We start from the raw sequence: 2,896 nt of genomic DNA, 5'->3' as shown, positions 1-2,896 counted from the left end.
AGTCATAATGTAGCTTTAGCACGCATATAACAAAGCGTTTAAGACGGACTCCCAACGCTTGGCGCTTTCGGCTTTCTTCAGGTTAAGTGTTTATGTCACAATGGTTTAGGTAAGGTGGTTGGCGTTGTTCGCCACTTAACGCGGCGTTAAGTTTCGTTCTGCTATAATTCAAATATCTAAGGAATTTTTATGAAAACAAAAATATTTATAACGCTAACGTTGGTAACGTTACTTTCTGGGTGTCCTTTAGAAGGTGATAACGGAAATACTGGAGCAACAGGTGCTACAGGTGCTACAGGCGAGGCAGGCGCAACAGGGTTGCCGGGAATTAACTGCTGGGATCTCAATGGAGATCGAATCAATGACACAGATGAAGACATCAATAAAGATGGTCTTTGGGATGCCAATGATTGTTCCGCCACCGCTAGTTCTTCGCAAAACCAGACGGTAGAACTGAATCATCAGCATATGTGCGAGGCTTTTGCATCACTTACACCACCTCTACATCCAGTAGGCTGCCCATCCTTGTCTCATACAGTCCCCACTGGCACATTAACAGATATGACAAGAAATACCTTTTTTGATGATGGTACAGGCAATAGACTTCAAAGCTGTGGCGATAGCCCGAACAATGGATTGCTAAGTATAAGCCTTAGAGACTTCGTAAACTCAGATGGTGATACCGTTAAGCAAGGTTGGTATGAGTTAGAGGGTGGCTATATCGTTAGTGATGGCGTTATAACAAGAAATGCTGGAATTATCGATAATCAATGCACCGAGGACTGTAAGGCTGATTCAAACTGTATTGCTTCTGTCGCTGTTTATAAAACATCAGAATCTTTCTCCTGCCGTTTATTTTACCATTCAGATACCGCCGGAAAATATGAGCGAGCTTGCGGTCTTGATGCCCCGGGCTTTACCGCAGAAGAGCAATGTAAGTTAACTCTAGGCGGCAACACTCGCTGGGCAGTTAGGTGTCCGTAACTCTGAATACTTAACAAGTTTGTGCACAGGACTTAATTTCCGTTCCGCTTTTGGGCATTGCTTCGCAATTATATGCCCAAAACTGCACTCCAATTAAGCCTGTGACAAAGGCGTTAAGTGGCTTGGAGGCCGCATTTGATATTCGAATTCATTAGAAGCCTGTTTTCCTTCGATCTGCTGGTTGAATTGAGTGAAAATAAAATCACTATGCAAAAATTTTCAACCGGGCAATTTATGGAAATTGAACCTTGGATAGCGCTAGAAGGCGCAAAGGGAAAAGAAAAGATTAAGGCTATTGGTCGAGAAGCTAAATCGTTATCGGGGCCAACTATTCAGACAACGAACCCTTTTTCACACACTAGAAGTTTTATCGGAAATTTCATGCTGGCTGAAAAGATATTGCAGCATGGTATTTTTACTTTGAATAGCTCAAAGTTAAGAGCCGCGCCGAGAGTAATCATGCATCAACTAGAAAAAACTGATGGTGGGCTCAGCGACATAGAGGAGCGTGTCTTACGTGAACTTGCAAGTGGTATGGGAGCAAGGGAAGTTCTGATCCATACTGGCAGTAAAATCAATGTGCGCGCACAGAGCTATGATGATATTAAAGCTAAAATCAAAGCCACTTAACAAGTTGCTTAATTTCGTTCCGGCCACAAAAAGCGTGGCCTCCACTGGACTGCCTACGCTGCGCTGCGGCAGCCAATTAGCAAAGCGTTAGGTGCTTGGAGGAAATAATGAATTCAAAGGAAGTTGTCCTAGCTTTTTGGGATGCGATGAAAACTAATGACTTTGCCAAAGCTAGTGAGTGGCTTAGTACTAATTTCGAAGGTTTTTGGCCTCAATCAAATGAACTTACAGTGGGTAGAGAAAATTTCACAGCTATCAATTCTTATTACCCTGCAAATGGTGTTTGGGAGTTTGAAGTTCATTCGGTAGTCTGTGACGGTGCAACGGTCGTAACTGATGTATCGATTACAGATAGTGTTCAAAAAGCCCGCGCTATTACTTTTCATACCGTTGAAAACGGTTTAATCATCAAGCAAAAAGAATTCTGGCCTGATCCTATGGAAGCACAAGAATGGCGCTCAAAATGGGTAAAGGTCGTACATGAATAAGCTACGCACCTAACAAACAATTTAAGAGGGATTCCCAACGCTTGGCATTTTTGCTTCTACTTCAAATTAAGTGTTTATGACACAATGCTTTAGGTTTGGGTGGTAGCGTTGCTCACCCCTTAATTGGGCGTTAGAAGCAGGAGGGTAATTCAATGAATCCAAAGGATATCGTGCTTTCATTTTGGGAAGCAATGCAGAGTAATGACTTTTACAAAGCTAGCGAATGGTTAAGTGAAGATTTCGAGGGCTTTTGGCCTCAATCATCAGAACTTATTACTGGTCGTAGTGATTTTGGTGATGTGAATTCCTATTATCCTGCAAATGGTAAATGGCTATTTGAAATTAACTCAATTATTTGTGAGGGCTCTCAGGTTGTCACTGATGTCTCGATAACGGACAGTGTACAAAAGGCTAGGGCAATTACATTTCACACCGTTGAAAATGGTCTTATTTGTAAGCAAGTTGAGTTTTGGCCTGATGAGTTTGATGCTCCAGAATGGCGTGCAAAGTGGGTAAAAATAGTGCCATCTCAGGCATAATCGAAGTGCTTCTAACAAACAATTTAAGAGTGACTCCCAACGCGTGGCGGTTTCACTCCGGTTTGAATTTTGTGTTTACGGCGTAATGGTTTAGCTTGGGTGCTATAGCGTTGTCGCACCTTAATTGGGCGTTATGCAACTCAGGTAAATTTAGGGGTTCAATCTTTTGGGATTTCTCCGGCTATTCGTTTTGTGTTGTCGGCAAATGAGCATTTTTACCCTCAAATTCTTGGTTAACTTAAACCGTAAAACAGG

Annotated in this window: 4 protein-coding genes; all 4 read left to right on the top strand. The window is 42.4% G+C overall.

Annotation, left to right across the window (positions count from 1 at the left end):
- Window positions 1-189: 189 nt before the first annotated feature.
- The gene (locus tag EYW48_RS20730; RefSeq protein WP_176314097.1) at window positions 190-984 is read left to right on the top strand and encodes a hypothetical protein; all 795 of its coding nucleotides are present in this window, start codon (window positions 190-192) and stop codon (window positions 982-984) included.
- 135 nt (window positions 985-1,119) lie between these two features.
- Complete coding sequence (locus EYW48_RS20725; protein ID WP_274676365.1) at window positions 1,120-1,614, top strand: rod shape-determining protein; 495 nt, start codon at window positions 1,120-1,122, stop codon at window positions 1,612-1,614.
- A 107-nt stretch (window positions 1,615-1,721) separates the two neighbouring features.
- Window positions 1,722-2,102: a nuclear transport factor 2 family protein gene (locus tag EYW48_RS20720; protein WP_176314096.1), complete on the top strand. Its 381-nt coding sequence runs from the start codon at window positions 1,722-1,724 to the stop codon at window positions 2,100-2,102.
- 152 nt (window positions 2,103-2,254) lie between these two features.
- On the top strand, window positions 2,255-2,641 hold the full coding sequence (locus EYW48_RS20715; RefSeq protein WP_277432999.1) for a nuclear transport factor 2 family protein: 387 nt from the start codon (window positions 2,255-2,257) through the stop codon (window positions 2,639-2,641).
- Window positions 2,642-2,896 lie beyond the last annotated feature (255 nt).

The sequence above is a fragment of the Vibrio sp. 1180_3 genome (assembly GCF_029478545.1).
Taxonomy (GTDB): Bacteria; Pseudomonadota; Gammaproteobacteria; order Enterobacterales; family Vibrionaceae; genus Vibrio; species Vibrio aestuarianus.
Note: the sequence above shows the minus strand (reverse complement) of the source record. Positions and strands in the feature narration are given on the sequence as shown.